We start from the raw sequence: 25,960 nt of genomic DNA on the forward strand, positions 1-25,960 counted from the left end.
GAGGAATGACCATCATGCAGTCGCTGTGGAGAGGAATGACGAGGCGCTTGCGCTCGGAGGCCGGGGCCTCCAGCGTCGAGCTGCTCGTCTTCTTCCCGTTGCTCCTGCTCATTGTGCTGCTCACCGTGCAGGTCGCACTGAGCTGGTACGGCAACGAGGTGGCGACCTCCACCGCCCGGGAGGTCGCCCGCGAGGTCCGCAGCGGCTCGGCCGACTCCTCCGCGGTCGCCGCCGCCAAGGCCGACGGCGAGGCCTACGCCCACCGGGTCGGCGGCAAGGCGCTCACCGAGGTGTCGGTGGACGTCGTCGTGGTCGGCAACCAGGTCAATGTCCAGGTGACCGGCAAGTCCATGGACATCATCGCCGGTTTCGCCCCCAAGGTGCAGGCCTCGGTCACCTCCGAGCGCGAGACCTTCCGGGGGGACACGTGACACGCACCCCGACCACCATCGCCCCGGCCATCACCGGCGGCCGAGCCGCATCGGCTGCAAGAATGCTCCGCGCCCGCCTGCGTCGAGTCGCCGGTGCCGCCGGTACCGCCGCCGAGCGGGGCAGCATGTCCGTCGAGATGATCGTCCTGGTCCCGGTGCTCCTGCTCATCGTCATGATCGCCGTCGCCGGGGGCCGCCTGGTCTCCGCCGAGGGCATGGTCCAGGCCGCCGCCCGCGACGCCGCCCGGGCCGCCTCCATCGAGCGCTCCGCCGGGGAGGCCGACGCCGCCGCCCGCCGCAGCCTGGCCGCCGCCGACACCGCCAACGCCCGGTGCTCGGGGGGAGTCGACGTCGGCGGCTTCGGCCGGGGCGGCACCGTCACCGCCACCGTCAGCTGCCGTGTCGAGCTGTCCGACCTGGGCCTGGTCTTCCTGCCCGGCGCCACCACCGTCACGGCGAGCTCCACCGCACCGGTCGACACCTGGAGGGGAACCCGATGAACCGGATCATGACCTCCGTGCGCCGCCGGATCCGCCGCGACGGCGAGCGCGGAGCCGTCTCCGTCTACGCCGTCATCATCGCCGCGGTCCTCATGCTCATGGCCGGACTGTGCATCGAGGGCGGCCGCGTCCTCAACGCCCGCGCCACCCTGGCCGACCAGGCCGAGCAGGCCGCCCGCGCAGGCGCCCAGCACCTGTCCACCGACGACGTGCGCGGAGGCGCGAGCGTCTCGGTGGACAGTGCCGCCGCCACCTCCGCCGCCCGCACCTACCTGGCCCAGGGCGGCCTGGCCCAGAGCTCCACCGTCGACGTCACCTCGCGGGGGGTCGCCGTCACCGTCGAGCGCGACGTCCCCACCACGATGCTGCGACTCGTCGGCGTCACATCCATTCATGTCACCGTCACCGGCGAGGCCCGTAACGCCGTCGGTATCTTTGAGGAGGATCAGTGAGCCGCGCCGCTCAACGAGCCCAGGCCGCCGGACCCGAACGTTTCCGCGCACCGGTGCGCAGCACGCGCCCCCCGGTGTGGAAGTCACTCCTGGCCGCCCTTCTCCTCATGCTGGTCATCATCGGCCTGCCGGTGCTCCTGCTGGCCACCGTCGGCCTTCCCCCCATCCCCACCGAGCTGGGGCTGGACACCCTCACCCAGGCGATCTCCGTCGATGCCCTTCTGGGCGTCCTCATCTGGGTGATCTGGCTGGCCTGGATGCAGTTCACCTTCTGCACCCTGGTGGAGACCGTCTCCGCGATTCGCGGCCGCAGCGTCCCCGGGCACGTCCCCTTCTCCGGCGGGGTGCAGGCCGTGGCCCGCCGGCTCGTGGCCTCCGTGCTGCTGCTGGGCGCCGTCAGCGGCCCGCTGGCCGCCGCGGCCGCCCCGGTGGTCGAGGAGCCCACCCCCGCGGTTGCCGCCGCCCAGGACTCCGCCCGCGCCACCACCCGGACTACCGACGCCTCGGGCGCCTCGGTCACCTCCGGGACCGTGGCCCAGAACCCCGACGGCAGCCAGCAGATGCGTTACATGGTCGGCGGCGTCGAGATCGACCCCGCCCTCGGCTCCCAGCTCGTGGGCCAGCGCGTCTACGTGGTCCAGCCGCCCGAGGGCCGCTACCACGACAACCTCTGGGACATCGCCGAGCGCAACCTCGGTGACGGACGCGCCTACACCCAGATCTACGACCTCAACGCAGGCCGTGTCCAGCCCGACGGCGGCTCCCTGGAGCTGGCCCGCCTCATCCAGCCCGGCTGGCTCATGGTCATGCCCGAGGAGGCCGCCTCCGTGCCCCGGGTCGAGGCCGTCCCGGTGGCACCGGCGCCGGCCACCCCCGCCCCGGCCACACCCAACCCGGAGGAGGCCCGCTCCGGCGCCGGCATCGACCAGGGCCTGGCCTCCACCCTGCGGGACGTCCCGCCTGTCCAGATGCCGGCGGTCGGCGCGCTCCTGGCCGCCTCCCTCGTCTCGGTGCTCGTGCGTCGCCGGCGCCAGCTCTCCGGCGGGGTCTTCGACGAGGGGCCCGGCGAGCTCGAGCGGCTCCTGCGCGTGGGCGCCGACGAGCGCCGCGCCCAGCGTCTCAACGCCATCCTGCGCTCCCTGGACTCCATCCCCGGCAGCCCCCGCCCCTACGCCGTCGCCATCGACGACGACGCCTGTTACCTGCGCCTGGCACAGGCCGTGCCCGAGGCCCCCGCCCCCTGGCGCGTTCAGGAGGAGGGCCTCACGTGGGTGATGCGCGCCGGCCAGGAGCCGGCCCCCGCCCCGAACGGCTCCCTACTGCCGGGCCTGGTGACCGTGGGTCGCATCGCCAGCGGCGCCGACATCCTCATCGACCTGGCCTTCGCCGACGGTGAGGTCGCCGTCACCGGTGACCCCGCCATGGCCGCCGAGGTCGTCACCGCCCTCGCCCTGGAGCTGTGCACCAACCCCTGGTCCCAGGAGGCCGTCGTCGTGGGCGCCGGTCTGCCGACCGCGCTGCGCGAGGTGGCCGGCGGGCGCATCCAGTCCCCGGAGGCCCTCCTGGCGGACAACCCGCTGCCGGGTCGCGCCGACGTCATCACCGGCCGTCGTCCCGGGGCGGCCACCACCTTCGTCCTCGTGGGCAACGGCGAGGCCACGCCGAGCCTGCCGCCCGGCGGCGACTACGCCGTCGTGCGCACCGGTGGGGACGGCCGGGCGCGCTGGACCATCGACATCGACGCCTCCGGCACCGCACGCATCGACCAGCTGGGCATCGCGGTGCGGGCCACGCGTGCCACCGAGAACGAGGTCCTGGCGCTGGCGCACCTCTTCGGCCCGGCCCAGGTGACCGACGACGGCACGCGCCCGCCGATCCCCGACCCGCCCACGCCGCCGATGATGACCGCGGCCCTGCGCACCGCCGACGTGCGCGTCCAGGTGCTGGGGCAGACGCTCGTGGAGACCGCCGGCGCGGTCGATCCCGAGCGCCGCTCGATCCTCACCGAGGCCGCCATCTGCGTGGCCCTCCATCCCGAGGGCATCCGCCCGGCGGTGCTCGGCACCATGCTCTGGCCGCTGGGGGCCACCGCGGACGTGGTGGCCGGCACCGTGGAGCGGCTGCGCGCCTGGCTGGGCCATGACGCCCAGGGGCTGCCCCACCTGCGGGAGGACGCCGAGGGGCGCCTCGTCATGGGGCCGGGGGTCGTCGTCGACTGGGACGTGCTGCGCTCGCTGCTGGCCTCCTCCCGCGGCTGCCCGCCCCAGCGCGAGGTCGAGCTGCTCATCGAGGCCCTGCGCCTGGTGCGCGGCCCCATGGTGGCCGGCGCCGAGGAGGGCCGCTACACCTGGATGGCGCGCGTGCGCGCCGCCCACCAGTACAACGCCCTCGTCGTGGATGCCGCGCACCGCGTCGTCGAGCTCATCGGGGACACCGACCCCGACGGCGCGGGGATGGCGATCGCCACGGGCCTGGCGGTCGTGGACCTGGACCAGGGGCTGTGGCGCGACCGCCTGCGCCTGGCGGCCCGGCGCGGCCGCGGCGAGCTGGAGCGGGAGGTGCACGGGCTCCTGTCGGCCGCCGGTGCCGACGACCTGGCCCAGGTCGACCCGGCCACGGCCGCCCTCGTGGAGGACCTGGCACCGGGGCTGTCCGTGGCCCGACGCCCCGCGTAAGGAGGCGCAGGCGTGCAGCTGTTCATCAGTGTCCTGCGGCCCGGTGAGGCCGATGCAGCCGCTCGTGACCTCCTGGTCATCGCGCCCGAGGACGCCACGGTCGGGGACATGGTGGCGGGCCTGGAGCCCGCCGTTGAGGGCAGCGCCCCAGGGTCCGCCCTGCGGCTCGTCGTCAACGCCGGCGAGCAGGTGGGCGCGCCCCCCATGGGCGTGTGGGACGGTCCGCGTCGCCTGGCCCCCGCGGACAACCTGGTCGACGTGGTCCGCAACGGCATGCTCCTGGGCCTGGGCGGACCGGTGCGCGACGACGTCGAACCGGTGGGCGTCGTCGAGCTGCGCGTGGTGGCCGGCCAGGGGACCGGTGCCGTCCACCGCCTGAGCCTGGGCGGATACACCCTGGGCGGGCCCGGCTGCGACTTGGTCCTGGAGGGCGTGGAGGGCAGGATCGCCGACCTCGCCGTCGCCGTCGGGGGGCACGTGACGATCACCCCGGTGCCGGAGGTCGCCCAGCGCGAGCTGCCGATGCCCCTGCCGAGGCGCCGCCCCCTGCCGGGCCCCCTCGTCCTGGCAGCCCCGGAGCGCGGCGAGGAGCAGGAGGCCAAGGGACGAGCCGCCAGGCGCCGTCGACGCAAGGAGGCGCGCAAGCGCCGCCGCGCCAAGAAGAAGGGCCTGGACTCCGAGGCGATCCTCTCCAGCCGCGAGACGCTGGAGCCGGACGGGGTGCGTCACTACCTCGAGCTGGATCGGCGGCCCCTGGGCGTCGGCGCCTCCGCCTGGTCCCCGGACGCACTGCTCACGGTGGGGGAGACGCTCCTGTCGATCGGGCCGGTGCCGGAGGCCAATGCGGTGGTCTCGCCGACGGCGGGCGCCCCGACCCTGAACTTCAACCGGCCGCCGCGTCTGGCCCGGCCGGTGCGGGAGACGAAGTTCGCGCTGCCGTCTAAGCCGGCCGAACAGCGTAAACCGCCCTTCCCCTTCGCGATGCTCATCTCCCCGCTGGTCATGGGTGCGGGCATGTACTTCGTGACGGGGCGCCTCTACTCGCTCATGTTCATGGTGTTCTCCCCGATCATGATGATCGCCAACCAGATCCAGGGGCGCTCAAACCAGAAGAAGGACTTCCGGGACAGGCTGCGCAAGTACGAGGAGCAGCGTGAGGCCACCGAGGAGGCGGCCTTCAAGGCCCTGACCGCGGAGCGGGGGGTGCGCCGCGGGGACCACCCGAACGCGGCAGAGCTGCTGCTGCGCGCCACGGGACCGCGGGCCCAGCTGTGGGAGCGGCGGCCCACCGACCCGGACTGGCTGGATCTGCGGGTGGGGGTGGCGGACCTGCCCAGCGACGTGGAGATCGAGGACTCCCAGCGCGCCAAGCACGAGGAGCCACTGCGGTGGACGGCACCGGACGTGCCGGTGCGGGTGCCGCTGGGTGAGCTGGGCGTGGTGGGCGTGTGCGGCACGCGGCGCCACGACGTCGCCGACTGGCTGGCGGCCCAGGCAGCGGTGCTGCACTCGCCGGCCGAGCTGCAGATGGTGCTCCTGGTGGAGCCGGCGCGCGGCGAGAATCGCGCGGGGCGCTGGGCCTGGACGAGGTGGCTGCCCCACCTGCGCAACCTGGAGGGCATGGGCGCCCGGGCGCGTGTGGGGCTGGACGATGAGACGATCGCCCGGCGCATCAACGAGATCTCCGAGCTGGTGGAGCGCAGGCTGGACCCGGAGAAGCGGGGCCCCTCCACGGGACCGCAGGAGCAGATCCTCGTGGTGCTCGACGGCGCCCGGGGCCTGCGTCTGCGCCCGGGCCTCATCTCCGTGCTGCGCCGGGGGCCGGCCGCGGGGGTGCGCCTGGTGTGCATCGACCGGGATCGTACGGCCCTGCCAGAGGAGTGCCGCGCCGTGGTCACCGCTGAGGTGGGGGCGGCGAGCGTGTCGCAGACGGATGTGGACGAGGTCGAGCGGGTGACCCTGGACCTGCTGCCGAGCGGCTGGTGCGAGCGGGTGGCCCGGGCGCTGGCGCCGATCCACGACGTCTCCGCCTCGGGGGCGGACTCGACGATCCCGACCTCCTCACGGCTCCTGGACGTCCTGCCGATGCCGGATCCGGATGCGGAGGCGGTGCTGGCGGCCTGGGACCGGTGCAGCCGGACGACTAAGGCGGTCATCGGTGAGGACGCCGAGGGGCACTTCTGGCTGGATGTGCGCGCTGACGGGCCGCACGCCCTGGTGGCCGGGACGACCGGTTCGGGTAAGTCCGAGCTGCTGCAGACGCTCATCGCCTCCCTGTGCGTGGGCAACACGCCGGACTCAATGACCTTCGTGCTGGTGGACTACAAGGGTGGCGCGGCCTTCAAGGACTGTGCGCGCCTGCCGCACACGGTGGGCATGGTGACGGACCTGGACGGGCACCTCACCTCCCGGGCCCTGGAGTCCCTGGGGGCCGAGCTGCGCCGCCGCGAGCACCAGCTGGCGGGGGCGGACGCGAAGGACATTGAGGACTACGTGGCCGCCATGCAGCCCGGTGATGAGCCCATGCCGCGGCTCATGATCATCATTGACGAGTTCGCGGCCCTGGTGTCTGAGCTGCCGGACTTCGTGACGGGGCTGGTGGATATTGCTCGGCGTGGGCGCTCGTTGGGGGTGCACCTGGTGCTGGCGACTCAGCGGCCGGCGGGTGTGGTGTCGGCTGAGATCAAGTCGAACACGAACCTGCGCATCGCCCTGCGCGTCACTGATGAGAACGACTCCCAGGACGTTATCGAGGCCTCTAACTCGGCTTACATCCCACCGTCGATCCCGGGGCGCGCCTACGCGCGGCTGGGGCATGCGAGCCTGCGCCAGTTCCAGTCCTCCCGGGTGGGGGGACGGCCCCGTGGGGCGCTGCCGCAGGCGGCGGTGCGGGCGGCGACGCTGACTCTGGATGAGCTCTCCCGCCCGGAGATGAAACCGCCGGAGGTGGAGGAGGACGCGACGATCCCCACCGACCTGGCCACCCTGGTCTCCGCGATGGGGGCGGCGCACACGGCCACGGGTCGGCCTGATCCGCACAGCCCGTGGCTGCCCCCGCTGCCGGAGCTCATCACGCTGGCGCAGGTTGAGGAGCGCATGGAGGCGGCACAGGCCACCGGGGGCGGGGGTGGTCTGGGTGGGTCTGATCCGCGGGCGGCCGGTTTCCTGCCGGCGCTGCCGCTGGGCTTGGAGGACCTGCCTGGCGAGCAGGCGCAGCGGCCCATGACGTGGGACTACACGCGTGCCGGTCACCTGGGGGTCGCCGGTGCCCCGCGCTCGGGGCGTTCGAGTGTGCTGCGGGGGATCGCGGTGGCTCTGGCGCAGACGGCCTCGGCCGCTGAGGTGCACGTCTACGGTATTGACGCGGGGAATGGGGCGCTGGCCCCGTGCGTTGGTCTGCCGAACTTCGGGGCGGTGGTCACGCGTGATCAGGCGGACCGGATCCGTCGCGTGCTGGCGCTGCTGGGTGGCCAGGTGGCCTACCGTCAGCAGTACCTGGCCACGCACGGTTACGCGTCGGTGGCTGAGCAGCGGGCCGCTACCCCTCCGTCTGAGCGTCTGCCGTACCTGGTGCTGCTCATTGACCGGTGGGACAACTTCATGGCGACCTTTGAGAACACCGACGCCGGTGCGATCCCGGGGATGGTGGAGACGCTGATGCGTGAGGGCCCGGCGGTGGGGCTGCGTGTGGTGATCGCTGGGGACCGGACTGTGTTCCGGGGGCGGTTCGGGATGATGCTGGAGGATCGTCTGGTGCTGCGTATGCCGAGCCCGGACGACTTCGATCTCATTGCTATGCGTGCTCGGGATGTTCCCCTGTCCATGCCGCAGGGGCGGGCCTTTCGCTCGGGGGAGCGGCCCCGTGAGGTCCAGCTGGTGATGCTGACCGATGACTCTGCCGGCACGGCGCAGGTGGCTGCGGTTCACCAGGCGGCTGAGCAGGCCAACGCAAGGTGGGGTGTCATTGATCGCGCTCTGCGTCCGGGGCACGTCGATGAGCTGCCTGTGGCGATCTCCGCCGAGGAGGCGCTCAGGCTCGAGCCCGCTCTGGAGCCGGGTGAGATCGCCTTCGCCGTGGGCGGCGATGATCTGCGTCTGCTGCCGGTGTCCTTGGAGGACATCGGTAACGCCTTCCTCGTGACGGGCCCGCGGCGTTCTGGGCGGTCGACGGCGCTGCACTTCGCTACCAGCCGGCTGCTGGAGAATGGGCAGAGGATCGTGCTGGTGCTGCCCCGCAAGTCCCCGCTCATGGAGCTCGCCAACAACCCGAGCGTGCTGGGGGTCCTGGGCATGGATGCAGGGCCGAATGATCTGAGTGAGCTGCTCAAGGAGGATGTGGAGAACACTGTCATTGTGGTGGATGATTTCGATACACTGACGAACGACCACAACATGAATCCGAGGATTGAGGAGCACATCAAGACCTGCCGCGACCACCACGGGGGCGTGCTGGTGGCCTGCGGCATCGACGAGGTTGGAGGCATGTACCGCGGCGTTGTCGCCACCGCCAGGAAGACGCGGACCGGGCTCATCCTCGCCCCCCGAGGAGCCGACGACGGCTCCCACTTCTCAGCCCGACTCCCAAGATCCATCGGAGGACCCGTCCCCAAAGGCAGAGCCGTCCAGATCTCCACCACAGGATGGACCTGGGTACAAGTGCCGCGCCATTAAGGGCAAGAGTTATAGTGCGCTAATTCAGACGGGGTTAGATGTACTCAGGAGTCATTAGGCCGAAGGAATGTCCTCCGTGCAGTAGGGGCGCATAACTCGACGCGGCATTGCAAGTTAATGAACGTCTCTGAGCGCAGGAAATTAAAGGAGTAGATAGAATGGCTGACAGTAAAACGCAAGAAGAAAAAGAGTATGAAAAGTTAAACCGATTGTCAAATCACGCTTATAGTCAGTGCAAGTCGGCCGGATTTTACGATGATGCAGGAAATGCTCCTGAGTCTGGCCGAGGAAAAACTATATCCGAAAAAATTAACGCACCTGATACTTGGACATCGAAAGCAGCGGACGATCAGGCTGAGTACACGAAGAAGGAGGTCGATGCGCTCGTGGCTGTCTTTACGGGCGTACATGCAACGCTAAAAGCGGAAGCTGCTGCGAAGAAACCTCAGTAATTCGACCTATGACGAATTATCCTATAAGGTAAGGAGAACTAGGGTGGTAGAGATAAAGTTCAATCATGTTAACGTCGACAAGTCTATCGGAATGCTCGAGAATTTACTTCTCGATTGCAGAAAGGTGAGGGACAGTATCAACAATAAAAGTCATGAGGAGGGAGATCCATCCCCGTCCGTTGCTGAATTTTACAGGCAAGCAAACGAAAAAATGGGGGTTGTTCAAGGTCGAATAGATACATTGAAGGCAATGAAGCGCCGAATTCTTGAGCTAAACCAAAATGGAGTAGGAACCTCTCATGTAAATGGTGACATTGTTATAGAAGGTGTGCCGGATTCAGTCGAGAATGCAGGATATGCAGGCTTTGAAACGTGGAGTCGAGGGGTGCTAGACTCGAAACTTCTAGTAAAGTACTCTGAAGAGGGTTGCACCCCCGCACAGTATGATGCACTTCTGGCAAGGATGAAGCAATACCAAAGTGACCCATCGTATGCGGTCGCTGTGTTTGATGAAATTGGTCCGGGCCGCCTCCTCGATCTCCCTCTTGATATCCAAAGTAATTTTGCGAGTAGCTCTAGTAGGGAGGCTGCAGGGAACACTCGGGATGCGGAATCTGAGTTGGCGACCGTCCTCGGTCACCTTTTAGCAACACGCTCCCAAGGCTGGGATGACAACGAAGCTAAGAATTACGCAGATAGATTGGCGTTTTATGCCGAGGAAAAAAACAAAGGCGCACGGATCGAATCGCTAAACAAAATACTCTCAGCATCTCGTCAGCAAGATGTAGATGGTGACGGCAGCAAAGAAACAATAGGCCTAGACTACAATGATGCTTTTGTGCTGGAACTCGCTAACAAACTCGAGAATTTTAAACCAAAGGGAGGGTTTGATGGGAGACAGAGCGCACTTGATAAGGCTAATGCACTTCAAGGTGTTGTTCATGCAATGACAGGAAACCCTGATGCCGCATTGAAATGGGTAGCGCCGCAAACATCAGACGGTAAGGTCGACGCAGAGTCGGTTGCCGACAGAACGCGTCGGCTTATAGGGAAATCGGCGGTCGGAGATAATCCATGGACCAACGACTGGGCGATTCTGTCGGAGGTCATTTCTGACAATGGCACGTCGGGGACCCGCAGTTCTTCAGATAAAGATGGGGAAAGATCAGCTGCAGCCGTTTCTGGTATTCTAAATGCGGTAGGAGAAAGTGATGACAAACTCGCCTTGTCTCAAACTGCGAGAATGATGTTCTCTAAAACCCTCCAACGGTATCCTGCGGGAGTGGCGGATTCGGCCAAGATTGGAAACTCTGGCCTTTACACCGGTAAAACGGAGAATGGTGCGCAACCATTCTTGTCTGACCTCGCGTTGTCCAATTTGCTTGGACAAATTGGACAGGATGATAGATCGATGACACCACTCATCGCTTCACAAACAGCCTACAATAATCAACAAATTGCCCAACAGGTCGAGGCTTGCAAGGCAACAGGAGAGTACACCCCGCTAGCGGCCGTATTGAACAAGCAGGCTCAAACCAATGGATTCTTTGCGGGGGCTATCGCTCGAACCAGTAAACAGATCAATGCGGACGCAGATGCTCGCACCAACGCGTATATTGATACAGCAGCGGCAGCAATACAGGCAATTCCAGTTGTATCTAATGTGGGTAAAGTGGCTGAAGCATCACATTCTTTCCTTAAAGCGCAATCGATAAACGCTGGAAAGGTGTCTGTGAAGAAAGCTTTGGCGGATGCCGAAGCCAGCGCAAATAGCCAGAATGATCACGATTATGCGGAAGGATACTATGAGAACGAGGTTACCACTACAATGGCACTTCTTAAGAGTGGGCTATATACTAAAGATGAGTTGAAACGTATGCGCGCGGATGCGGAGTTTCCAGAAACGGTGGGTACGGTGGTGGACGAAAACGGTAATCTAACTCTGTCTTCTTCTCCTAGCGCCGAACAATATGACGGCGTCGCAAGGCTGTCGAATCAACTTCCCAATGGAGCTAGGCCGGGTTTGGGGCCAGTTACTAGCGTGGATACCGAGTACACTAAGGCTCACGACACTGCGGCTAGCGGGTCGCCAGCCCCACGCAAACACAAGTAGGGACATCAATTGAGGAAGAAGTGTAATGAGATTCCGTTCAAAAGGAAGTCTATTAGTGGTTCCGATATGCATTCTATTATGCGCATGTTCTGCTTCACGTGACGTGGATGGTCTAGGCAGCGCGGAGACGGGTCATAGTGTACCTAAAAGTATTTCTCCGGGCGGGACTACATTTACCTGTCCAGGGGTTCCGGATTCGTCTGTACGTTCCATGTTTGATTCGCCTAGGTTTACTAGGAATTATATTGGAGATAATCATTCCATTTCGAGAGTCTATTGTTCGGTAAATGGCCCTGGTACTGGTCCGGCAGGACTTGAAACAACATTCGGTAAATGGGTCGTTGGCCTCGACCCTTGGGGTGATTCAAGGTATTACGAAGGGGAGACTGTAGAACACTTTCATAACGACAGTGGGGCAGGCGAGATTAGATACTCTGAAGAACAGGGAGGAGGGGCTGCGATGTTGACATGTTCGGGTGGTCAGTATTACGTGATGGTGTCGGTATATCCTCGAAGTTCAATGAAAGGGGATTTGAAAAATAATCTAATTAACTTGGCTCAATCTATGACGCCGTGGGTGTGTGACGGTCAGAATATACCAGGGTTGTCGGTTCCTCTGGAAGGATTGTCGTGGGATTCGGTCAACCGGGCTGCGCCAGCCGGGGTTGTATCACCTGGAAGTCAGCCTTCGTAGGTTTGAGTTCTGATGGACAGTTGAGGCGGTCTACTGTTGTAGGCATGGGGTGCCTGGGGGCCTATGTCCTGACTTGGCTCATTGTGGGGCGGTTGGGTTTCTGGGGGCTGGTTGTTGTTGGGATTACAGGGGTTGCGTGGGTTGGGGTGCGCACTAACGTGGGGGGTATGAGTCCGTACGTTCGCACGGTCAGGACGGCGTCGGGGGCCCGTGCGGTCCAGATCGTGCACTCCTTTCGGAAGGGGGCGCGCAGCATCGAGCACATTGACTCGGCCCATGATGACGCTGAGCTGGCGGTGCTCAAAGAGGTCGCCAGGCAACGGCTCAACGCCGGCCAGCTCAGCTTCGACCTGCTGGGCCTGAGCAGTGAGAACGATGCAGGTTCTTCACCGCAGGAACCGGCTGGGGCGGGGTGCGTGGCACCTATCGTCTCCAACCGGATGGGAGTGGAGTGCGTGGTGTTTCTCGGACTGGGGAGCTTTTCATCCCCTGAGTCGATAGGATGGAGACCATGCCAGCAGTGAAATACTCAGACGAGTTCAAGACCCAAGTAGTGCGCGAGGTGATCGAGAAGGACCGCACGATCGCCTCGGTGGCCGCCTCATGCGATGCAGGATTGGGAGTCTATTAGCGCACGATTAACCGATCAGGAAGTTAAGGAGGGTTATTCATGGGGTGTAGGTGAATATGAGTCTGAGGACGGCGGTAATGGTTTCCGGGAAGGTTTCTGGTGGTCTTCTGTAGCCGGTGTGCAGGACTCTCCATGTCTTGATGTTCGCAATGACTCTCTCGATCTTGTAGCGGATCTGGTTGACGGCCCGGTTGTAGGTCCTGTCGTCGGGGTGAAGAGGCGGGTTCGAGGCTTTTCTCTTCGGGGTGATCATGCCCAGTCCGATATATCCCTTGTCGCCGATGTGCTTGGGCGGTGAGGCTCCGTCTGGGAGGTCGGTAGTGGGAACGTCGAGCAGGCCGCTGCGGCGCAGGGCCTGAGCGTCGTGCGTGCACCCGTCCTGAGGGTCGCAGACCCAGGCCAGGGTCCCTGACAGGGGGCAGGCCACCTGGACGTTCAGCCCCGTGGTCCTGTGCCTACCGGAGTACAGCTCGGGATGGCCCTTGCAGGACCAGCACTGAAGCAGGGTGCCGTCGATGATCGGCTGGGCGGTGGGGTCCAGGTCCTCCACGACTGGCACCTGGTCACTGAGGGCGTGGGCGATCAGGGGCGTGTAGGCGCCGATGACGCGGGAGACGGTGGCCTGCGAGACGCAGTAGAGCTCGGCGAGCAGCTCCTGGGGCAGGTTGTGCATCAGGTAGGTCGGTCAGGCGCAGCACAGGAACACCCCCCAGCACCCTCGCCCCGAAGGCCGGCAGACGGCCGGAAGCGTAAATGGCCTCGCACAGGCCTACAACCTCACAGCGAGGGAGTCTCGTGCTACTATTCATGACGACGGCTCGTTTTCTGATTGAGTTGGATTGAACACCAAAGATTCTCTCAGGAACGGGCCGTCGCCTCGCTCAGCGACACACTATTACCAACAAACACCCCAAACACCCCTATGAATAAGCCTCAAGGACCTGGCCAAGCCAAATGGGACGTCAGGTGTGAGTGCTACAGATTTGCAGAATAAAGGTGGCGCATTGAGTGACATAGGCCAACACATGGGCAACTCCAAACAACCTGAACTGAATGAGTTGGATTTGAAAAAGAATGGAGATGTGGACGACTCGTATAATGAGGCTTATTCATAGGGGTGTTTAGGGTGTTCAAAGGAGGGGGGTGTGTCGCTGAGTAAGGTGGCGGCTTGTTCTTGAGAGAGTTTTGGTGTCTAAGCCAACTCAACCAAGAACAAACCGCCATGATGAATAGTAGCACGAGGATCACTCGCGGCGAGGTTGTGGACCTGTGCGAGACCATTTTCGCCGAGAACCCCGACCTGCCGGCGTTCGGGGCCCGGGCGCTGGGGCTGTACCTGTGCGTGCGTCTGACACTGACATACCTGAGGCACAACCTACCCCAGGAGCTACTCGCCGAGCTCTACGGCGTCTCCCAGGCCACCGCCTCCCGAGTCATCACCGCCTACACACCCCTGATTGCCCAGGCTTTGGAAATCAGTGTGCCGACTGTGGAGGATCTGGATCCCACCGTGCAGCTGATCGTCGATGGCACCCTCCTTCAGTGCTGGTCCTGGGCCGAACACCCTGAGCTGTACTCCGGCAAGCACAGGACCACCGGACTGAACGTCCAGGTCGCCTGCACCCTCACGGGCCACCTGGCCTGGGTGTCCGACCCCCACGACGGAAGGGTCCACGACACCGAGGCCCTACGCCGCCGTGGCCTGCTTGACGTGCCACCCGCCGACCTCCCGGAAGGGGCATCACCACCGCGGCATATCGGCGACAAGGGCTACATCGGGTTGGGCATGATCACCCCAAAGAAAAAACCCGCGAACCTACCGCTCCACCCTGATGACAAGGCCTACAACATCACCGTCAACCAGGTCCGCTACAAGATCGAAAGAGTCATCGCCAACATCAAGACCTGGAGAGTCCTGCACACCGGATACAAAAGACCACTAGAAACCTTCAAGACAACCATCACAGCAGTCCTCGGAATCATATTCACCTACACCCTATGAATAAGCCTCAATGAAGGTTATTCAGGGGTTGGTGTAGGTGTAGAGGGTTAGGGTGGCTGTGATAGTTTCTTTGAAGGTGTGCAGGGGGCGCCTGTAGTCGTGGGCCAGGATCTTCCAGGATTTGATGTGCGCGATGGTTCTCTCCACGACATACCGGATTTCATTTAGGGATTTGTTGGCCTGCTTCTGGGCCTTGGTGAGCTCACTGTTGGGAGGTTTCTTGTAGGGGGTGAGAACCCCGGTTCCGATGTCGCCTTTATCGGCGATGCAGCAGGAGGGGTCGATCTCCTCCAAGAGACCGGAGGTGGTGATGGCCTTGGTGTCGTGGGTGGCCCCCGGTAGCGGGTCTGAGGCCCACCGCAGGCGCCCGGCGGGGCTGACCAGCACTTGCAGGCTCAGGCCGGTGCGCTTGTGCTTGCCCGACCACAGGTCCGTCCGATCCTTCCAGCTCCAGCACGCCAGGAGCGTACCGTCGATGATGTGCACGCCCCCATGGGGGACCTCCTCGACGGTCGTCAGCACAGGCCCCAGGACCCTGGCGATGATCCGGGTGACCACCGAGATCGCCCGCGAGATCGTCGGCTGTGACACCCCCATGATCTCGGCGATCGCCTCCTGGGAGGTGTTGGTGCGCAAATACATCAACGTCGCCCGCACCGCGGCCAGTGGGCCAAGAATTCTTGGCGCCAAGGAGATCTCAGTATCACCCAGCACCATTTCCACCAGGCAGCTCAACTGCGTTCTGTCCAGGCCCGTGATACCCTTACCCATGACGGCTCGTTCCTGAGAGGTTTCATGTAGCAATCTGATTCTCTCAGACCAACGAGCCGTCACCCATTCAACACACCGAACCCCTAAACCCCCATACACGCCCCTGAATAACCTTCAATGGAGGTTACCGGGCAGCTAACCCGGATACCCATGGTAGCACTGAGCCTCAAACGGAACTTAATCGCAACATCACCAAGGATGGAGGCGTTAACCGTCCCGAGCCGAGAAAAGCTCCGTACAGCAGCCTGCCAGATCCGAAGGGAAAACACTCTGGCATAGCCAAACCTGGAGTTAGCAAGCCAAAGTGATGGATCGATGGATATCGTAACGACGGCGTGGCGCTCGTTGTGTGCAGTTAACGATGAGTGATGGAGACCCCAATTGCGTCATGCTAGGAAGATGTGTGCATTTCTGGTGTTCGTTCTGGTGGCGACAACCGCCGGGGCGTGCGCTATATTCTCGGCGGGCAAAGAAGGTGGACGGCTGGAAGCTTCGGCAGGTACTGTGCCCACCGCTGTGTCGACAGATGCGGACAAATATTACTGTCCAGGTATTCCGGATGCATCCGTGAGGATGATGTTCGATGTGTCCATATCTAAAATTAAACGAGACATCGTTAATGGCAACAAAGCACCTCTTCGATGTGGTTACAAGATCGAGGATGGATTGGCTCTCGAAATATATTACGGATACTATACTGACAACTACCCTCCGAACGAGCTCGTTCATACGGCAGGACTGAAACCACGTGTCACGTTGAAGTATGCAGGATATGCTGGAAGTGGCGAGCTACACCCAGGCTCTGATGGAAAGATTCGTAAAGGGACGTACGAGTGCGGGCGACGGTTTATCGCTCTGGACTATGGTTATGCTGGCATCAAACACAGCGTTGGTGACACGCAGGAGGCGCTCACTAATTTAATACAGTCGACACTTCCATGGATGTGCGGTGATCAACCGATCCCGGGCACCGATGGAGTCACAATGAAAAGCGTCGAACCTGACTGGTTGCACACACCTTCTAAGTAAGCCTGGGGTGCGTGTTGGTTCTTGGGCTGAGAGGAGCACTCTGCTAGTTCGAAATACGCCCAGCAGTCTAGTCTCTCAGTTGGGTGGTGTAGCGGCTCCCATCATCGGGCGCCCGCCCCCAGGACCATCAACAAGGTAACGGGCTCGTCGTCGTGTTGCAAGCGCACTGGGAGTGAGGCTGCTGGTCGGTTCGTTGTCGCTGGTGGGGTGCTTGTCTTCCTGGAGCAACGGTTAAGACTACTTTCCGAGCTGGTTTTGAGGTGAGGTTTTCATGGTGTTTCGTTCTTGGTGCTTGGTTGTTGCGAGTGTCGCTATGGTGTTTCTGAATGTGTCGTGCTCGGTGGTTGGTGGAGGGGAGGTGACTCCTAAGAAGGTCGCGCCATTGCGGTCAGTCATGTTGACTCGTGAGGACGTTCCTGGAGCCACTGACGTGAAGTGGTCGGACATCTCTGGGTATCAGAGTAATTGTGCTGCCGCGGATAATGGCCTCAATCTGACGTTGTCGTCAGAGCCTGAGAATCAGTTGAGCGTCGGACGCTTCGAGGGTGATGGGATGTCCGTTACCCAGGTGATGATCTTTAATCTCATAGAGAGTAAAAAGGGTGAAACTGTTCGTGGTCTGCAAGCGGATGTCGTGGCCTGCGACGGTGTCGAGTCGACTGAGAATCGTCCCTGGCCCGACAAGCCCGTCCCTGCCCCCGGGGAGCAAGTGAGTGTGGCAATGTCGGCGCTGGAACCAGACTCCCTGCCCAGGGGCGCCTTCGGTTTCAGGCAGCGGGCCACCACGAGAGCCAGCGTCGTTGTCGTGGACATGGTCTACGCCCCTGTCAGACGCGGAGACCAGCTGGGCATCCTCATGATTCGTACTGCCGCAACGGAAGGCAAGACTGGCTCGCAAGACGCCGTCGGGCTGCTGAACAAGGCGCTCCACCGCGCCGACGCCCGCATCGACTCCGCCCAGCTGACCGCGCCGGCGCAGTCGTCGCCGGCATCACGTAGTGGCACGGCGACACCGACGTCGCCGCCAACGCCTTGAGCCCGCCCACGAACACACTTTCCTGAGACTCTAGGTCGGAGCAACTCCAGCAGCGGAAGCTTCATCAGCCAGAGGCGGTAGCGGTTGACGTCTGCACCGCCGGATAGGTGGGGTGTGGCCTTCGTCGGGGTGTCGTGACTTTGTTGTGACCTGGCCGGTAGGGTCAGGGTAGTTCCTACCGCGCCGAGCGACTGTACTCGGCCTGACTGTGGAGGTGCTTCCTCATGGCTCGTTCCCGCGTCAGCCTTCCTGGTCGCCGTCGTCTCGCCAGCGCCCTGGGGGCGGGCGTGCTGGCCGGCTCGTTGGCCCTGGCGGGGTGCTCGTCGGGCAGCCCGAAGGGCGGCGGCACGATCCCGCCGCTGAGCACCGCGGGTGCCGGTGGTGGCTCGACGGCATCTGCGCCTGCCTCGGGCGGGACGTCGACCAGTGCCAGTGGCGCTGCCAGTGCTGGTGCGGTGACTGCTGAGTCTTTGTCTGACTCCTCCTTGGGGTACACGGTGGTCTCCATCCCCGACGGCCTGGACGCCACCAAGACCAAGGTCCTCCAGGACTACGTCGCCTACGACAAAGCCACCTGGCGCCTCTGGTCAACACGACAGGGACTGGACGAGGCCCTGGCGCTTTCAACTGGCACAACCAGAGAAAATATTCGAAACAACTACAACAAAACGACGCGCTATGCTCGACCTCCCATTTCAATCGGAGTTAGTGACGTCGAGGTGGGTGCCGACGGGAAAAGCGCTAACGTGACCGTGTGCTACGATCGCACGAAGATGACGGTGGTCGACGAGAACGGAAATGACGTCACCAAGGATTCCTCTCAGAATAAAATAGAGTATCTCATCGGTTTAGTTGACGGTGAATCTGATGTTTGGCTTGCCGAGAGCCAAACAACATTATCTTCCAACGAGTGCAGCACGGAGCAAAAGTGATGAACAAGGTGAGAAGTCGAGTCGTAGCCCTGTCGTGTGCACTTTTATGCCTGACCCTCCTCCCCTCCGAGGCGCTCGCCGCAGACGGTGTAGAAGATGATGGGGCAGCAGTTTCTGGTTCTGCTGAGGGGACTGGTGATGGTGGTGGTCAGGTGACTATCTCGGTGGAGTCGAGTGTGACCACGGCCGGCTCTGGCGGGGGCGACGGTAGTGGCGGTGGGGTGACGTCCTCGTCGTCGTCCGGCACGGAGGTGACCGTGGCCCCAGTGTGCTATTACAAGCCCGGCGACACGGGGGCTCAGACTGCCCAGGGAATCAACTACACAAAGAAGGAGCTCGCCGAAAGCTCAAAGAGGGCCTCTGGTGTTACCGGACCTCTGGTCCGAGGGGTCAATGACATTGTCTCGCAGCAGATGGACAAGAACTTCCCTGACTATGAGTCCCACAAGGATGACGCGCAGGGCCGCTGGTACGGGCGCTACTGCGACGCGTCCCGGTTGGACCCGAAGAACAATCCGACCTTCAAGGAGGACTTCGAGAAGGAGCGCAAGGCTTTCTATGAGGCTAACCCTGATCAGAACATCTGGGTCCCGGCCGGTCAGCAGGCCCCCAGGCCCTACATCTCTGGGACCCGCCTGGCCAAGGTGGCCTGGGATGCGGTGAAGATCCCGGCCCCGACGGTGGAGACCAACCCCAAGGTCGGCACCCAGGGCGCGACCCTGGTGGGCATGGACACCTGGGTGTGGGCCACCGGCAACACCCCCACCAGCGTGACCGCCACAGCCACCGCCGGCAGTACCACCGCCACCATCACGGCCGGCTCCTCCGGCCTGCAGCTGTCGGCCCCTGACGGGAAGGCCTCCTGCACCGGGTTTGGTATTGCGTGGCACCAGGGGATGCCTGAGGGCTCCAGTCCGTGCACCATCTCCTTCAACCGCAGCTCAGCCCACCTGGGTGGTAGCACGCCGTTGACGATCAAGGTCGCCTACTCAGCCTCCTACACCGCCACCGACGGCAACAGCGGCACCCTGCCCGCCATCACCACCACCAGCACCATCAACCTCCCCGTCGCCGAGGTCCAGACCCTGACCACCAACAAAAAGAACCCCCGCCAGAACTGAAGCGGTGCAAGCGGCGTGACCGCAATCCAGTCATAGTAAGAATGAGAGTATCGCCTTGTCGCGATATCACATGAATGACATAATGGGGCTGTGCGATGGACGGTTGAGTTCTCCGACGAGGTTCTGGCCTGGTATCAGGGCCTGACCCCCGAGGGGAAGGCGGCGACCCGTCGCGTGCTGACGCGGCTGGAGGATGCCGGGCATATGCTCGGTATGCCGTTGTCGAAACAGGTGGGCGGAGGCCTGCGCGAACTGCGGTTCACCTGCGAGGGCGTGGCAAGACGGATCACGTACGTTCTCGAACCCGAACGGAAGGCCATCACGCTGACCACCTTCCGCAAGCAGCGCCAGAACGAGCGTGGGGAGATCCTGCGAGCCCGGCGGGCCCAGGCGGCCTATCAGGCCACTCAGGCAGCAACCAAGGGCGCCCGAAAGAAGAGGAAGTAATCATGAGTACCACACCGTTCCGGCAGGCCGAGGCTGAGGCCCTGGCTGCTATGACTCCGGACGAGCGTGCCCGATTCGACGCCGCGGAGGCTGAGGAGGAGGCCCGCTTGCAGCTCGCTGAGCTCGTCTACGCCGCACGTACGCGTGCGGGGCTGACCCAGACCGAGTTGGCTGGGCGCATGGGAACCCAACAGTCGGTCATCTCAGCCGTCGAGAACGGTGGGCAGGTTCCCTCCGTCTCGACTCTCTGGCGTATCGCCCGCGCACTGGATCTGCGTCTGACCATCGATATGGCCGCCGCGAGCTGACCCCAGTAAATCGCCCCGGGTTTGATGAAGGCAGTGCTCCTTCAGTGTCATCGCCGCCTCCATTAAACCCGGTGTGATTCATGCTGTCGGGCGGGTTCTGCTGAGTTGGAGCCTGTACCGCCCTCGCGCTGCTGCTTGCGGCGGTCGACGTGTGCCTCGGCTGGAGGTGGAGTGTGGCCTTCGTCCGGGCCGTGACTTTGTTGTGATCTGGCCGGTAGGGTCGGGGTGGTTCCTATCGTGCCGGGCGACTGTGCTCGGCCTGATTGTGGAGGTGCTTCCTTATGGCTCGTTCCCTTGTTGGTCTGTCTGGTCGCCGCCGTGTTGCAGGTGCCCTGGGGGTGGGCGTGCTGGCCGGCTCGCTCGCTCTGGCGGGGTGCTCATCGAGCAGCCCAAAGGGCGGAGGCACGATCCCGCCCGTCAATACTGCGGGTGCCGGTGGTGGCTCGACGGCCTCCGGTGGGACGTCGGCCAGTGCGGGCGGTGCTGCCAGTGCTGGTGCGGTGACTGCTGAGTCCCTGTCCGACCCCGACCTGGGGTACACGGTGGTCTCCATCCCCGACGGCCTGGACGCCACCAAGACCAAGGTCCTCCAGGACTACGTCGCCTATGACAAGGCCACCTGGCGCCTTTGGTCGACCGGTGAGGGGTATGACGATGCCCTGAATCGCACAACGGGGGCAGCGCAAGGGATGCTTCGGGATGGATATGATGCCATGACCGATCGCGCCAACCCTCCCATCAGGGTTGGTGTCGGAAGCGTTGAGGTGTCGAAAGACACGAAGAGCATGGACGTAACGGCGTGTATCGACAAGACGCAAGTGACGCGCACTGACTTCCAAGGAAATGATGTCACCAAGAAGGAAAAGCAGTGGCGAGTTAAATTGCTTGTCCAGATGGCGTCAAATAGCCAAGGTGAGTGGATCGCTGAGAATGAAACGATTTTATCCCACAATGAGTGTACTGCTGAAGCTGGGAAGTGAAGAAGGAAGTCGGGAGGCGTTGTGTCGAGTGTCAGGATCGTAAGAACTGGGCTGGCAGGCTTGCTTCTGCTGTCTCTTGTTGCGCCTGCTCCGGAAGGGTTGGCGGAAGTAAGTGAAAGCGCACCGTCTGAGGTGTCTGGTTCTGCTGAGGGGACTGGTGATGGTGGTGGTCAGGTGACTATCTCTGTGGAGTCGAGTGTGACCACGGCCGGCTCTGGCGGGGGCGACGGTAGTGGTGGTGGGGTGACGTCCTCGTCGTCGTCCAGCACGGAAGTGACGGTGGCGCCGGTGTGCTACTACAAGCCCGGTAGGACGGGAGCGGAGACGGCGCAGGGCATCGGGAAGGTGAAGGAATACCTCGATTCCGACGCGAAGAAGGCCTCTGCGCGTGACAACAAAAGAGTCCAAGAGCGCCATGACAAGGTCAAGCAGCAGATGGACAAGAACTACCCTGACTACGAGTCCCACAAGGATGACGCGCAGGGCCGCTGGTACGGGCGCTACTGCGACGCGTCCCGGCTGGACCCGAAGAACAACCCGACCTTCAAGGAGGACCTCGCCAAGGAGCGCAAGGCGTTCTTCGATGCTAACCCTGATCAGAACATCTGGGTCCCGGCCGGTCAGCAGGCCCCCAAGCCCTACATCTCTGGGACCCGCCTGGCCAAGGTGGCCTGGGATGCGGTGAAGATCCCGGCCCCGACGGTGGAGACCAACCCCAAGGTCGGCACCCAGGGCGCGACCCTGGTGGGCATGGACACCTGGGTGTGGGCCACCGGCAACACCCCCACCAGCGTGACCGCCACAGCCACCGCCGGCAGCACCACCGCCACCATCACGGCCGGCTCCTCCGGCCTGCAGCTGTCGGCCCCTGACGCGAAGGCCTCCTGCACCGGGTTCGGTATTGCCTGGCACCAGGGGATGCCTGAGGGCTCGAGCCCCTGCACCATCTCCTTCAACCGCAGCTCAGCCCACCTGGGTGGTAGCACGCCGTTGACGATCAAGGTCGCCTACTCGGCCTCCTACACCGCCACCGACGGCAACAGCGGCACCCTGCCCGCCATCACCACCACCAGCACCATCAACCTCCCCGTCGCCGAGGTCCAGACCCTCACCACCAACGCAAACAACCCCCGACAAAACTGACTCGGCCGGAACGGGGGCGACGAAGGCTGAGACACGTCCGTGACCTTCGCGGTAGTGTCAACGGGTTGGTTTCCGCCGGGTCGAATCCGGCCGACAGTCAGGAGCCCCCGTGGCACATGCCGAGAACTGCCCCGCGAGTCGAGCCGGAGCCCGTCGTCGAGCCGCCGCACTGGGCTGCCTGCTGCTCGCCGGCTCACTGGCCCTGGCCGGGTGCTCCTCCAAGGACTCCAAGCCCGGAGCCAAGGCGCCCGCCAGCAGGGCCACCTCCACGGGGCGGCCGACATCGGCCCCTTCGGCTGTCGCCACGGCGTCGAGCACTGCTGGCACCGTCACCGCGGCCTCCCTGTCCGACTCCCAGCTCGGGTACACCGTCACCGCGATCCCTGCCGGCCTCGACGTCAAGCGGGTCGCGATCCTCCAGGACTTCGTGGCCTACGACCAGATGTCCTGGAAGCTGTGGGTCGGTGGCGGGCAGGACACCAGCAAGGTCCCCACCGTCACCACCGGCAACCTCCAGCAACAGCTCCTCGATGACGCCGCCAACCTGAAGAACAAGGGGCAGAAGGCCAAGACCCCCGTCAAGGTGGCGATCTCCGAGGTCACCATGAGCGCCGACGGCCAGAGCGCCACCGTCACCTACTGCGTGGACCTGACACAGGTGACCTACATCGACGCACAGGGCAAGGACGTCACTGAACCCACCAACAAGGCGCGGATCCCGGCGAAGAACACCATGGTGCCCGGCAGCGGCGGGCACTGGCTCGCCTCCGAGGAGGAGGAGACCGGCGAGCCGAACACCTGCAAGGTCGGCTGAGTGGGCTGCCAGAAGAACCCGTCCAGGCAGGTGAGCCTTGGTTCCAGGTGAGGCATGGCTTGCCTGTGAATCATAAGTAACACCCACAGAGACTTGCGACGTAGTAAAGTGATGGCCATGAACGCAGACACCATGACAACACCGTCCATCAACCTCGCCTTCACCGCCTCTGCCGCCCTGAGCGACAACCTCCAGCGCGTCCTGACCGACCTCATCGCCCTCGAGCTCGTCGGCAAGCAGATCCACTGGAACATCGTCGGCCCGAACTTCCGCGACGTCCACCTCAACCTGGACGACGTCGTCGACATCGCCCGCGAGGGCTCCGACGAGGTCGCCGAGCGCATGCGCGCCATCAACGCCGTCCCCGACGGCCGCCCGGCCACCGTCTCCGCCGCCACCACCGTCCCGGCCGCCCCCGAGGGCGAGATCCTCACCGGTGAGGGCGTCGCCTACATCGTCTCCGCCATCGAGGCCGTCGTCGCCACCCTGCGCGGCGTGGACGAGGACGTCGACTCCGAGGACCCCACCTCCTCCGGCATCGTCGAGGACCTCATCGGCAAGCTCGAGCAGCAGGCCTGGTTCCTCTCCTCCGAGGTCCGCAAGCCCGTCCGCTGAGCCCGAGGCTCGCGCCGACGCGCTGACTCCATCACGTGGGGCCCACCTCCTTGCGAGGTGGGCCCCACATTCGTGTCTACGGGCCGGACTGCCGACTCCGGGGTGTCGTACTCGCCGGGGCGGTCCCAGATCTCACTTCCGCCAGTCGCCCAGTGCCCCCTCCAGGCAGCCCAGTGCCGCGTCGACCAGGCTGTGGCGCTGGTCATCGGGGCAGCCGGCGTGCACCCAGCGCAGGCAGGCGTCGTCGAGGAAGCCGAGGTAGCCCCAGAGGGCGAAGTCGTCGCGGTGCCCCCGACGGCCGCCGACCACCTGGGCCAGGGCCGTCACCGCCGCCTCGCGCGCCGCCCGCCTCACCCGGGCCGCTTCGTCGCCCGGGTCGTGCCCGGCCAGCACCTGGTAGGTCACCCAGCCGGGGGAGCGCTCGGCGATGAAGTCCAAATAGGCCAGGATCGAGGTGCGCACCCGGTCCCGGGCCGACGATCCCTCCGGCAGGGCGTCGTCGGCCCGCCGGGTGCGCTCGGCGAGCTCGTCAGCGGCGTGCCGGAGGACCTGGGCGTAGAGGCCGGCCTTGCCCGCGAAGTACTTGTGCACCAGCGCCTCGGAGGCCTGAGCCTCCTGGGCGACCTCAGCCAGCGAGACCTCCTCATACGGGTGGCTCGCGAACGCCCGCCTCGCCGCGGACAGGATCAGCTCGCGGCGCTCGGCGGGGTCCATGCGCAGGCGTGGGCGCTTATCGGTACGGGACGGCACCTTGACATGCTAACGGGCGCGGCGGCACCCTTGGAGGCATGACTAGTGAGTCGTCTGGAATAAGCCGTCCTGCAAGCCCTGCCTGGATCGACCACGCCATCTGGTGGCAGGTCTACCCCCTGGGCGCCACCGGCGCCCCCATCCGCCCCGAACCGGGCACGCCGCTGACCGAGCCCGGCGCCCCTGCGCGCCTGGACCGCCTGGAGCCCTGGCTCGATTACGCCGTCGAGCTCGGCGTCAACGGCTTGTCGCTCGGCCCGATCTTCGCCTCGTCCACCCACGGCTACGACACCACCGACCACCTGCGCATCGACCCCCGCCTGGGTGACGACGCCGCCTTCGACCGCCTCGCCGAGGCCTGCCGCGCCCGAGGTCTGGCCCTCATGCTCGACGGCGTCCTCGGGCACGTCGGCACCGAGCACCCCCTCTTCCGGGCCGCCCGCGCCGGGGGAGAGGAGCGCAGCCTCTTCCGCTTCGACGCCGCCGCCGGCGGGGACGGTGGCGACGGCGCCGGGAAGTCCGGCCCCGGCTACGCCACCTTCGAGGGCCACGAGTCCCTGGCCGCCCTCAACCACGACTCCATCGAGGTGTGCGACCTGGCCGTGCGGGTGCTCACCCACTGGCTCGACCGCGGAGCGAGCGCCTGGCGCCTGGACGCCGCCTACGCCGTCGACCCCGCCTTCTGGGCGAGCGTCCTGCCCGCCGTGCGCGAGCACCACCCCGAGGCCTGGTTCATGGGGGAGGTCATCCACGGCGACTACGCCGGCTTCGTGAAGGCCTCCACCGTGGACACCGTCACCCAGTACGAGCTGTGGAAGGCGACCTGGAGCTCGCTGGCCGACGTCAACTTCTACGAGCTCGACTGGTGCCTCAAGCGCCACAACGAGCTGCTGGACCGGTTCGTCCCGGCCACCTTCGTCGGCAACCACGACGTCACCCGCATCGCCAGCAGGGTCGGGGCCGGCGGGGCGGCGCTCGCCGTCGTCCTGCTCATGACCGTGGGCGGTGTGCCCAGCGTCTACTACGGGGATGAGCAGGCCTTCCGCGGGGTGAAGACCGAGACCCTCGGCGGCGACGACGAGGTCCGCCCCGCCCTGCCGGCCGCGCCGTCCGGGCTCGCGCCGCAGGGCGCCTGGATGCTGCGGCTCCACCAGGACCTCATCGGACTGCGACGCCGCCACCCCTGGCTCGTGCGCGCCCGCACCGAGGTCACCGAGCTGGACAATCCGCGGCTGTCCTACGACGCCGTCGGTGAGGAAGGGCAACGGCTGCACGTGAGTCTCAGCCTGGAGCCGGTGCCTCGCGCCGAGGTGCGTGCACCCGGTGAGGCGCCGCTCGTCGTCGAGCCGCCCGTGGAGTGAGGGACCCTCGCACCGGTGGGGACATCGACGGC

General features: G+C 64.6%; 24 protein-coding genes. 21 read left to right on the forward strand and 3 right to left on the reverse strand.

Annotated features, from left to right (window positions below):
- Positions 1-5: 5 nt before the first annotated feature.
- From FBF36_RS01115 to FBF36_RS01155, 9 genes are all read left to right on the forward strand, one after another.
- Positions 6-431 (forward strand): TadE/TadG family type IV pilus assembly protein, encoded by a 426-nt coding sequence (locus FBF36_RS01115; RefSeq protein WP_225792417.1) that lies wholly within the window; start codon positions 6-8, stop codon positions 429-431.
- Entirely contained in the window at positions 428-931 is a 504-nt protein-coding gene (locus FBF36_RS13645) for a TadE/TadG family type IV pilus assembly protein (protein ID WP_081379153.1), read from the forward strand. Before FBF36_RS01115 ends, FBF36_RS13645 begins: the two co-directional genes overlap by 4 nt.
- Positions 928-1,383 carry a TadE/TadG family type IV pilus assembly protein gene (locus tag FBF36_RS01125; RefSeq protein WP_075375925.1) on the forward strand — a complete coding sequence of 152 codons (456 nt, stop codon included), beginning with the start codon at positions 928-930 and terminating at the stop codon, positions 1,381-1,383. Before FBF36_RS13645 ends, FBF36_RS01125 begins: the two co-directional genes overlap by 4 nt.
- Entirely contained in the window at positions 1,380-4,058 is a 2,679-nt protein-coding gene (locus FBF36_RS01130) for a LysM peptidoglycan-binding domain-containing protein (protein WP_138137016.1), read from the forward strand. The genes FBF36_RS01125 and FBF36_RS01130 overlap by 4 nt, the downstream gene beginning before the upstream one ends.
- Positions 4,059-4,070: 12 nt before the next feature.
- Positions 4,071-8,729, forward strand: coding sequence for an FtsK/SpoIIIE domain-containing protein (locus FBF36_RS01135; protein WP_138137018.1), 4,659 nt, complete (start codon positions 4,071-4,073; stop codon positions 8,727-8,729).
- Between the two features lie 158 nt (positions 8,730-8,887).
- On the forward strand, positions 8,888-9,181 hold the full coding sequence (locus FBF36_RS01140; protein WP_138137020.1) for a hypothetical protein: 294 nt from the start codon (positions 8,888-8,890) through the stop codon (positions 9,179-9,181).
- A gap of 43 nt (positions 9,182-9,224) precedes the next feature.
- Positions 9,225-11,294: a DUF6571 family protein gene (locus FBF36_RS01145; RefSeq protein ID WP_009393323.1), complete on the forward strand. Its 2,070-nt coding sequence runs from the start codon at positions 9,225-9,227 to the stop codon at positions 11,292-11,294.
- A gap of 861 nt (positions 11,295-12,155) precedes the next feature.
- On the forward strand, positions 12,156-12,512 hold the full coding sequence (locus FBF36_RS13760) for a hypothetical protein (protein WP_198282986.1): 357 nt from the start codon (positions 12,156-12,158) through the stop codon (positions 12,510-12,512).
- Complete coding sequence (locus FBF36_RS01155; protein ID WP_157184097.1) at positions 12,509-12,619, forward strand: transposase; 111 nt, start codon at positions 12,509-12,511, stop codon at positions 12,617-12,619. The genes FBF36_RS13760 and FBF36_RS01155 overlap by 4 nt, the downstream gene beginning before the upstream one ends.
- A 37-nt stretch (positions 12,620-12,656) precedes the next feature.
- Here the strand turns inward: FBF36_RS01155 and FBF36_RS01160 are convergent, their stop codons facing one another.
- Complete coding sequence (locus FBF36_RS01160) at positions 12,657-13,292, reverse strand: transposase (protein ID WP_009393326.1); 636 nt, start codon at positions 13,290-13,292, stop codon at positions 12,657-12,659.
- Between the two features lie 549 nt (positions 13,293-13,841).
- On the opposite strand from FBF36_RS01160, the gene FBF36_RS01165 reads away from it, so the two are divergent.
- On the forward strand, positions 13,842-14,621 hold the full coding sequence (locus FBF36_RS01165) for a transposase (protein WP_225792418.1): 780 nt from the start codon (positions 13,842-13,844) through the stop codon (positions 14,619-14,621).
- A 21-nt stretch (positions 14,622-14,642) separates the two neighbouring features.
- On the opposite strand, the gene FBF36_RS01170 is transcribed toward FBF36_RS01165, so the two are convergent.
- The gene (locus FBF36_RS01170; RefSeq protein WP_192574983.1) at positions 14,643-15,392 is read right to left on the reverse strand and encodes a transposase family protein; all 750 of its coding nucleotides are present in this window, start codon (positions 15,390-15,392) and stop codon (positions 14,643-14,645) included.
- Between the two features lie 399 nt (positions 15,393-15,791).
- Between FBF36_RS01170 and FBF36_RS01175 the strand changes: the two genes are divergently transcribed.
- The 10 genes from FBF36_RS01175 (at position 15,792) to FBF36_RS01220 (ending at position 23,817) form a co-directional block, all read left to right on the forward strand.
- Entirely contained in the window at positions 15,792-16,421 is a 630-nt protein-coding gene (locus tag FBF36_RS01175; RefSeq protein WP_138137024.1) for a hypothetical protein, read from the forward strand.
- Between the two features lie 709 nt (positions 16,422-17,130).
- A complete protein-coding gene (locus FBF36_RS01180) occupies positions 17,131-17,457 on the forward strand; it encodes a hypothetical protein (protein WP_138137026.1) in 327 nt (108 codons plus the stop codon).
- 224 nt (positions 17,458-17,681) lie between these two features.
- Positions 17,682-18,389, forward strand: coding sequence for a hypothetical protein (locus tag FBF36_RS01185; RefSeq protein ID WP_225792419.1), 708 nt, complete (start codon positions 17,682-17,684; stop codon positions 18,387-18,389).
- A gap of 221 nt (positions 18,390-18,610) precedes the next feature.
- Positions 18,611-19,510, forward strand: coding sequence for a hypothetical protein (locus FBF36_RS01190; RefSeq protein ID WP_034493061.1), 900 nt, complete (start codon positions 18,611-18,613; stop codon positions 19,508-19,510).
- 90 nt (positions 19,511-19,600) lie between these two features.
- Positions 19,601-19,957 carry a type II toxin-antitoxin system RelE/ParE family toxin gene (locus FBF36_RS01195; protein WP_009397586.1) on the forward strand — a complete coding sequence of 119 codons (357 nt, stop codon included), beginning with the start codon at positions 19,601-19,603 and terminating at the stop codon, positions 19,955-19,957.
- A 2-nt stretch (positions 19,958-19,959) separates the two neighbouring features.
- Complete coding sequence (locus FBF36_RS01200) at positions 19,960-20,265, forward strand: helix-turn-helix domain-containing protein (protein WP_009397588.1); 306 nt, start codon at positions 19,960-19,962, stop codon at positions 20,263-20,265.
- A 281-nt stretch (positions 20,266-20,546) separates the two neighbouring features.
- A complete protein-coding gene (locus FBF36_RS01205; protein ID WP_138137030.1) occupies positions 20,547-21,245 on the forward strand; it encodes a hypothetical protein in 699 nt (232 codons plus the stop codon).
- Positions 21,246-21,419: 174 nt separating this feature from the next.
- Positions 21,420-22,388 (forward strand): hypothetical protein, encoded by a 969-nt coding sequence (locus tag FBF36_RS01210; protein ID WP_138137032.1) that lies wholly within the window; start codon positions 21,420-21,422, stop codon positions 22,386-22,388.
- Between the two features lie 109 nt (positions 22,389-22,497).
- Entirely contained in the window at positions 22,498-23,202 is a 705-nt protein-coding gene (locus FBF36_RS01215; protein ID WP_009397594.1) for a hypothetical protein, read from the forward strand.
- Positions 23,203-23,319: 117 nt separating this feature from the next.
- A complete protein-coding gene (locus tag FBF36_RS01220; protein WP_178387556.1) occupies positions 23,320-23,817 on the forward strand; it encodes a Dps family protein in 498 nt (165 codons plus the stop codon).
- Between the two features lie 132 nt (positions 23,818-23,949).
- Here the strand turns inward: FBF36_RS01220 and FBF36_RS01225 are convergent, their stop codons facing one another.
- On the reverse strand, positions 23,950-24,567 hold the full coding sequence (locus FBF36_RS01225) for a TetR/AcrR family transcriptional regulator (protein ID WP_138137034.1): 618 nt from the start codon (positions 24,565-24,567) through the stop codon (positions 23,950-23,952).
- Positions 24,568-24,605: 38 nt separating this feature from the next.
- On the opposite strand from FBF36_RS01225, the gene FBF36_RS01230 reads away from it, so the two are divergent.
- On the forward strand, positions 24,606-25,928 hold the full coding sequence (locus tag FBF36_RS01230; protein ID WP_138137036.1) for an alpha-amylase family protein: 1,323 nt from the start codon (positions 24,606-24,608) through the stop codon (positions 25,926-25,928).
- Positions 25,929-25,960: the final 32 nt, after the last annotated feature.

It is taken from the genome of Actinomyces sp. oral taxon 171 str. F0337, assembly GCF_005696555.1.
Taxonomy (GTDB): Bacteria; Actinomycetota; Actinomycetes; order Actinomycetales; family Actinomycetaceae; genus Actinomyces; species Actinomyces oris_E.

Excerpts from the sequence above, each read along its gene's own strand:
- FBF36_RS01115 (WP_225792417.1), top strand. The coding sequence starts at position 6 with ATGACCATCATGCAGTCGCTGTGGAGAGGAATGACGAGGCGCTTGCGC.
- FBF36_RS01125 (WP_075375925.1), top strand. The coding sequence starts at position 928 with ATGAACCGGATCATGACCTCCGTGCGCCGCCGGATCCGCCGCGACGGC.
- FBF36_RS01140 (WP_138137020.1), top strand. The coding sequence starts at position 8,888 with ATGGCTGACAGTAAAACGCAAGAAGAAAAAGAGTATGAAAAGTTAAAC.
- FBF36_RS13760 (WP_198282986.1), top strand. The coding sequence starts at position 12,156 with ATGAGTCCGTACGTTCGCACGGTCAGGACGGCGTCGGGGGCCCGTGCG.
- FBF36_RS01160 (WP_009393326.1), bottom strand. The coding sequence starts at position 13,292 with ATGCACAACCTGCCCCAGGAGCTGCTCGCCGAGCTCTACTGCGTCTCG.
- FBF36_RS01165 (WP_225792418.1), top strand. The coding sequence starts at position 13,842 with ATGATGAATAGTAGCACGAGGATCACTCGCGGCGAGGTTGTGGACCTG.
- FBF36_RS01170 (WP_192574983.1), bottom strand. The coding sequence starts at position 15,392 with ATGGGTAAGGGTATCACGGGCCTGGACAGAACGCAGTTGAGCTGCCTG.
- FBF36_RS01175 (WP_138137024.1), top strand. The coding sequence starts at position 15,792 with ATGTGTGCATTTCTGGTGTTCGTTCTGGTGGCGACAACCGCCGGGGCG.
- FBF36_RS01185 (WP_225792419.1), top strand. The coding sequence starts at position 17,682 with ATGGCTCGTTCCCGCGTCAGCCTTCCTGGTCGCCGTCGTCTCGCCAGC.
- FBF36_RS01200 (WP_009397588.1), top strand. The coding sequence starts at position 19,960 with ATGAGTACCACACCGTTCCGGCAGGCCGAGGCTGAGGCCCTGGCTGCT.
- FBF36_RS01205 (WP_138137030.1), top strand. The coding sequence starts at position 20,547 with ATGGCTCGTTCCCTTGTTGGTCTGTCTGGTCGCCGCCGTGTTGCAGGT.
- FBF36_RS01220 (WP_178387556.1), top strand. The coding sequence starts at position 23,320 with ATGAACGCAGACACCATGACAACACCGTCCATCAACCTCGCCTTCACC.
- FBF36_RS01230 (WP_138137036.1), top strand. The coding sequence starts at position 24,606 with ATGACTAGTGAGTCGTCTGGAATAAGCCGTCCTGCAAGCCCTGCCTGG.